This window comes from Pediococcus ethanolidurans (genome assembly GCF_001437405.1).
GTDB classification, from domain to species: domain Bacteria; phylum Bacillota; class Bacilli; order Lactobacillales; family Lactobacillaceae; genus Pediococcus; species Pediococcus ethanolidurans.
Genome location: NZ_JQBY01000001.1, coordinates 180,646 through 187,416, shown reverse-complemented (window position 1 = coordinate 187,416; position 6,771 = coordinate 180,646). Strand labels below are relative to the sequence as shown.

6 protein-coding genes are annotated in these 6,771 nt (G+C 37.4%); 5 read left to right on the top strand and 1 reads right to left on the bottom strand.

Translation table 11 applies throughout. The annotated features are described in order from the left end of the window. The first annotated feature begins 175 nt into the window (after positions 1 to 175). On the top strand, positions 176 to 925 hold the full coding sequence (locus tag IV87_RS00810) for a MurR/RpiR family transcriptional regulator (protein ID WP_057805003.1): 750 nt from the start codon (positions 176 to 178) through the stop codon (positions 923 to 925). Between the two features lie 27 nt (positions 926 to 952). Here IV87_RS00810 and IV87_RS00805 read toward each other — a convergent pair whose 3' ends face one another. Next, entirely contained in the window at positions 953 to 2,149 is a 1,197-nt protein-coding gene (locus IV87_RS00805) for an MFS transporter (RefSeq protein ID WP_057805002.1), read from the bottom strand. 1,095 nt (positions 2,150 to 3,244) lie between these two features. On the opposite strand from IV87_RS00805, the gene mutY reads away from it, so the two are divergent. The 4 genes from mutY to IV87_RS00785 all read left to right on the top strand — a co-directional run bounded on the left by mutY (position 3,245) and on the right by IV87_RS00785 (position 6,749). Continuing rightward, positions 3,245 to 4,366, top strand: coding sequence for an A/G-specific adenine glycosylase (gene mutY / locus IV87_RS00800; RefSeq protein WP_057805001.1), 1,122 nt, complete (start codon positions 3,245 to 3,247; stop codon positions 4,364 to 4,366). Between the two features lie 17 nt (positions 4,367 to 4,383). Then, positions 4,384 to 5,073: an NAD(P)H-dependent oxidoreductase gene (locus IV87_RS00795; RefSeq protein WP_057805000.1), complete on the top strand. Its 690-nt coding sequence runs from the start codon at positions 4,384 to 4,386 to the stop codon at positions 5,071 to 5,073. After that, on the top strand, positions 5,066 to 5,251 hold the full coding sequence (locus IV87_RS00790) for a hypothetical protein (RefSeq protein ID WP_057804999.1): 186 nt from the start codon (positions 5,066 to 5,068) through the stop codon (positions 5,249 to 5,251). Before IV87_RS00795 ends, IV87_RS00790 begins: the two co-directional genes overlap by 8 nt. A gap of 310 nt (positions 5,252 to 5,561) precedes the next feature. Continuing rightward, positions 5,562 to 6,749, top strand: a complete 1,188-nt coding sequence (locus IV87_RS00785) for an aminotransferase class I/II-fold pyridoxal phosphate-dependent enzyme (protein ID WP_057804998.1) — start codon at positions 5,562 to 5,564, stop codon at positions 6,747 to 6,749. The last annotated feature ends 22 nt before the right edge of the window (positions 6,750 to 6,771 follow it).

The window sequence follows — 6,771 nt, the reverse complement described above, 5'->3', positions numbered from 1 at the left end:
GATAATGTACATTCTACAACCGCCCATTACACTAATTGATAAATTTATCATAATATTTATTAATTTTTACAAATTCATAATATCATCGAATGTAATCTCTTACAATGATAAAAAATAAAAATTACAAAAAATATGATAGAATTAACATTAAACAAGAAAGAAAAGATGAACTTAAATGAACTTAAAAGAATTTTTGAAACCTCAAAATGATACTTTATCCAAATCTGATCAGAAAATATACGATGTAGTTTTGAAGTATCCAATTCATATTCAACTACTTACTATCCAAAAAATTGCCTCAGATTCTGGTACTTCGGTGGCCTCGGTTCAAAGATATTGCAAAAAATTAGGCTATACGGGATTTAAAGAATTTAAATTTCAATTAAAGGAATTCTTATCACAACAGCAGAGTCCTAACGGTAATAAATCAGATTACTTAAGGCGCTATCTTAAAGTTGTTAACAGCTTTGAACAAATTGATAAACAAATAATTATCGATTTTGCAAATGATTTATTAACTTCTAGGCTGAACTATTTACTTGGCCTTTACTACTCGGCACTTCCGGCAAAGCAGCTTTCAATGGGATTGCGCGATTTAAATAGACCGAGCCTTTATACTAATGATTACATTACTGCTTCACACTGGAATGGTTTAATGAATAAAGATGATACTTTTGTTTTCTTCTCAATTAGTAGCAACGAGGAAAACTTCAAAAAGTATCTCTCTGAATCACTTAATAAATTAGATAAAACTTATTTAATTACGTTTAATTCCGACACGGTGTTAAAGCAATACTTTAACCATATTATTGTTTTACCAGGAAAATCATTTGTCTATAATTCTTCGATTGATCCACAGTCTTTGGTATCTTTATTTGTTGAAATGGTAATCGAATATGCTACGCAAGACAGGGGTTCAAACTAGTTTTATGGTGACTAATGTTTTTGTAGTTTAGTTAGCTTTCACAAAATGACTAACGATGATTCCTAAGCCAATTAGTAGCAAACAAATACCAATTAGAAAGAATGCCGAACTGAAATGTACCCAAGTAATCAATGCACCCACAATTGGAAATAAAATAATCATGACTAAACTGAACATCATACTCATGACGCTAAGTAGGGTTGCACGCGCGTTTGATGGGATTTGTTGCTGTAAGAAATCATTGAATATGGGCTCAACAACTGCAGTTACTAAACCAATCAAGACAAAACAAATGGTTAAAACGACAATATTTTGAACGATGCTTACTAATAAGCCCATAATCATAATGCTGACCAGTCCCAAAATAAGATGGTGTTTGGACCAATGCTTTTCAAGTGTGGGCGCACTTTTGGCACCCACAATGTTAAAACAAGCGGCAATGACAATTACAGCGCTGATTTGCCAGCCAGTAAAATGATACTGCGTCATTAGCGTCTGAAAATAAAAGAAGTAAGTTGTGCCAATTGCTTCATAGCAGGCTAAAAATAACATTAATCCGGCAACAAGGGGATGGTTTGTTAAAAACTGCCAACTGGTTTTAACGATTATCGCAAAACTGGTTGCTGATTCAACTTCTGCTTTTTCTTGAGAATGGGGTTCTTGCATACGTAAAATGGCACCGATCGCTAAAAGTGATGTGAAAATATAAATGACGTATGTCAATGAAAAGTGCCAGTGAACGAAGAACCCGGCCACAATTAAACCTAGCATGTCAGCTAATTCGTAAATAGCATTGAGATTAGCGGTAATTTTCAAATAGTGTTTCTCTAAGTGATCAGCTTTAAGCGTTTCAAAAACAAGGGCTTCATTGGTACCAGAATTGAGATTATAGGAAAAAGCTTGAATGATAAAAGCGAGTGCAAACCACCAAAAACCAGCACCCGACAAGAAGAGAATGCCTGATATAATGGCCATAACTCTTCCTAAGATCAGGACAGTTTTGTAAGGAAAGTGGTCGGCTAGTGTGCCAGAAGGAACTTCGAATAATAGACTAGCAATGTGAAAAATGCTTTCAAGTAAGCCAACTTGAATGAGACTCATACCATGTTGAGTTAAGTAGATTACCCAGAGACTGGTAATGCTGAAGAATGCCCAGAAGCTGTAATGGTAATTGGCAGAAATGGTACGTTTAACAGATAAATGATTTGTGAATTTAGTTTCCATGATGTCACTCCTATATTTGTATAGCGACCATCAAAAAAAGGCGGGGTCAAAGTGCGCCCGCCTTAAAGAAATTCAATTGTGGCTAATAGTTAAGCACGCATTTGAGTGGTCGCATAGTTAGATTGAGGGTTAAAATGGACAGACTTGTCCCGTTAGCCTTCAAAATGTATGCTTCCGCACAAATAATCCCCGAAAATTCGAGGTAGTCAGTATTAGGGTTAATGAGTGTGACTGACATGAGCGTGCTCCCTTCCGTGTAAATATAGTTAGTAGTCTAGCATATTTAAATTTTCCCTACAAGGTGATTTTTAATAAACTAACTAAGGGTTGAAAGCCCAAAACACATCTCGTTGCCTGATATAAAAGCGTTCTTGGTAACAAAATTAGACTAAAATGCCGTCTTCCAGCAAATTTGGGCTGGAACGTAGTGGGCACGACTTAGAGCCGAAATGCACGTCTCTAAGCTCGGCCTTTATCTAAGCGAAACCCGCTAAGATAAATGTCACTACTGAGCCCATTTGCTTCCAGACTGAGTCTAATCTTTGCAATCAACACACAAATATAACAACTTTGATATCAGTGTTGCTGCACATTATTAATGCTTAAAACGTTCTTAGTCCGGATGCGATTGGTCTCAGGGGTGAAATTATCCTTAGTAATTTATTACTTAGGATAAGGCCGAGTTTGAAGACAAGCGTTCTTCTTGGCTTCAAATCGTGCCCACTATTACACATAAGGGTTAGTTTTCGTGCCGAAAACTTTAATGTTTCATACGATGTCGATTCTTGTGGCAAAAATCAGCCGCAAGAACTCGCACCCCGTTCCAGACCGGGTGAGCCGTAGGACGGCATTTTAAACTATTTTTTATAGGCCAAGTCGTTTAGCATCAGTTATTGAAGTGATTTTGATACTTTCAACCTTTAGAAACTAAGTTGTAATTGATTTTAAAAATTTAGAATTTAGTGTATATTCTGAAATGAGATAAGCACGGAAACATGCGCTTTGAAAGACAAATACGAAAGTTATCGCTATACTAAAACCTTAATCAATAAGCGTTACTTTGAGAATGAATGAAAGTTATGAGGGATTTTTAGGATGATTGAATGGTCGAAAACGACAATAAAAGAATTTCAAACTAGTTTACTAGGTTGGTATGACGAAAATCATCGTGATCTTCCATGGCGTCATGATCAGGATCCGTATCATATTTGGGTTTCAGAAATTATGCTTCAGCAAACACAGGTTAATACAGTTATTCCTTATTATGAAAGGTTTATGCGCTTATTTCCATCGGTTGAAAAACTTGCGCAAGCACCTGAAGAACAGCTTTTAAAAGCATGGGAGGGGCTGGGTTATTATTCACGTGTTCGAAATATGCAACGAGCAGCCCAACAGTTACTGCAGGATTATGATGGTAAGTGGCCTCAAACGAAGACTGGATTACAAGAGTTAGTTGGCATTGGTCCGTATACTGCGGGTGCCATTGCCAGCATTGCGTTCAATCAACCGGAACCTGCTGTTGATGGCAACGCCTTTCGGGTGTTTTCGCAACTTTTAGAAATTGAGGCAGACATCACGAAACCGCAAACTCGTGGTATATTTGAGACAGTTATTCGAAAAATTATTTCCAAAGATCGACCAGGAGACTTCAATCAAGCAATCATGGATTTAGGTGCCAGTTTTATGACAGCTAAGAATTCCGATAATGCGCATTCCCCGGTTCGACAATTTAATCAGGCATATTTGGATGGTCGGTTGGATGAATTTCCAGTCCGTTCTAAGCGTTTGAAACCAGTTGATAAACACTATTTTGCTTTGGTCATTAAAACACCGCAGGGCTATTTGTTTCAACAACGAGCAAGTAATGAACTATTGGCAAAACTGTGGACCTTTCCACTGATTGATGGTGACAAGCTGAAAGAAGAATATCCAGATTTGAATGAAGATACGTTGAGTAAAACGATTGAATCCAAATTTGCAGCTGAAACTGAAATTAAAACTGACCTTCAGTTGGTGGATGCTCCGGTTGTTAAACACACATTTACCCATCAAAAATGGCATGTGACATTGATGAGTACTGAACTTCAAGATCAACCTGATCTCAGCCATTTTGCGGGTCAAATAGCAAACGTTGAACAGTTTACAACACTAGCTTGGCCAACACTGCAAAAAAAGCTTTGGTCAGCCTATCAAAAACGACAAATTAAGTTATTTTAAACAAGAGGTAAAAATTCGTGAAAACATTAATTATTGTGGCTCATCCGAAGTTAGTTGAGTCTGGAACGCAACAATTCTTGAAAACTAGTCTTGCTAATATGAGTGAGGTTACTTGGCATGTTTTAGCGCCTAAAAAAACTCATTTTGACGTTTCCAATGAACAGGCATTGTTGAAAGCACATGATCGGATTGTTTTTCAATTTCCATTGTATTGGTACAGTGCACCTGCCATTTTAAAACAGTGGGAAGATGAAGTGTTAACTCGTAATTTTGTCTATGGAACACAACAAGCATTGGCCAAAAAAGAACTAGGAGTTGTGGTTTCAACTGGTGATCCACAACGCGATTTTAAGGCAGGTAGTAGTGAACAATTCACCTTATCTGAGTTGTTGCGACCTTATCAAGCATTAGCAAACAAGGCTCAGATGACATATTTACCGCCATTTACCATCTTTCAGTTTGCTTATTTGTCTGAGACTGAAAAGCAACAGCTGGTTGTTAATTATCAGCAGTATATAACAAATACCGATTTTGAAAGTTTTCATGGTCGTGAACTTTGGTTTGAACAACAATTGAAACAAAAAATTAAGGTCAATCCTGATTTACAAAAGTTACCCCAAATATTGACCGCAATTCAGGATAATCGTGAAAATTTGGAAGAATTGGGTTGGACGCTATCAATGATTAAAGATGACGAGGATGAGTAATTTGGATACCAATGATTGGGTAAAAACGCAGCTTGAAGAATTATCACAAAGTAGTAAACAATATGAAGATCGAGCCTTTTATTTGGCACTGCTTGCTTTAGTTAAGGAGCAACAACAACGTCTGATTCAAAGTCAGGGTGAAGTGGATGGCCGTACTTGGAATCCAAGCAAATGGTAGTTGAATAAAAAAGTTCAAATTATAGCTTGATTAAAATAATTAAAATGGTATGATAAAAACACATCTTTAATTCAAGGGAGTTTTTACTATGAAAATTAAACAGCAAACTCAATTGAATAGTTGTCGTTATTACTTTTGGTTTTTCCATGTGTGATTTGTGGAAGCCAAAAGTGTTTTAGAGTGAACTAAAACCGGCCGCACAGATCACGTTAAATGACTGTGCGGGGGATATAAAAGTATTACTGAGAACCCCTTTTCAGTCATTAATGATGACTGAAGAGGGGTTTTTATATTTTTAGGAGGAATGGACATGAGTAAATTGATTAATCATATGAAAAAAGAAGTATCAGCATTGACGCCTTCGGAAATTCTGGCATTTAATCAAGAAATTGCAGAGATTCCAGACATTGTTAAATTAACGCTGGGAGAACCAGATTTTAATACGCCAGATCATGTGAAAGCTGCTGCAATTCGCAGTATTGAGAATAATGAAAGCCACTATACAAATTCACGTGGCACAATTGGGCTACGCAAGGCGGCTGCCAATTTCTTGAAACAAAAATATGAACTAGATTACAAACCAGAATCACAAATTTTAGTCACAACTGGTGCTACCGAGGCCATCTATTCTTCACTAACAGCTATTTTAAACGCTGGAGATACGGTTATTATTCCAACGCCCATTTTTCCACTGTATATTCCGATTACAATGCTAAACGGAGCTAAACCAATATTTATCGATACTTCTGACGACGGTTTTATTCTTTCACCCGCAAAATTAGCAGCTGCAATTGAAGCGAATAAGGACACAATAAAAGCCGTTGTCCTTAATTTCCCCAATAATCCAACGGGAGTAACCTATAAGCGTGATGATCTAGAAAAACTGGCTGCAGTAATTGCAAAGTACGATATTTTTGTGATTAGTGATGAAATATACAGTGAATTAACGTATGAAGGAACCCACGTTTCAATGGGAAGCATTTTACCGGAACAAACACTCGTTTTGAACGGTGTTTCCAAGTCACATGCCATGACCGGATGGCGAATTGGCTTATTATGTGGACCGGCTGATGTCATTACTCAAATTGGTAAGGTTCATCAGTTTGCGATTACTTCTGCCACGACCAACGCACAAGCTGCCGCACAAGAAGCGTTTGAAAATGGAATGGATGATGGTCAGAAGATGCGGGCAGTTTATCAAACTCGGCGTGATTTATTACTAGAAGGTTTGGCAAAAGCCGGTTTTACTTGTGCTAGTCCCAATGGTGCATTCTATCTATTCGCTAAAATTCCGGCAACGTTAAATCAAGACAGTTGGAAGTTTTGCTATGACTTAGCTAAAAAAGCAAAAGTGGCGGTGATTCCAGGAGCTTCGTTTGGCCCCGGTGGTGAAGGCTATGTGCGCATCAGTTATGCAGCCAGCACGGAAGATTTAACCAAGGCGATCAAACGTATTCAAACCTATGCTGCTGAACAAACAGTAGCAACAGCAAAGTAAAAAACTTAGAGGAGTGGTCTAA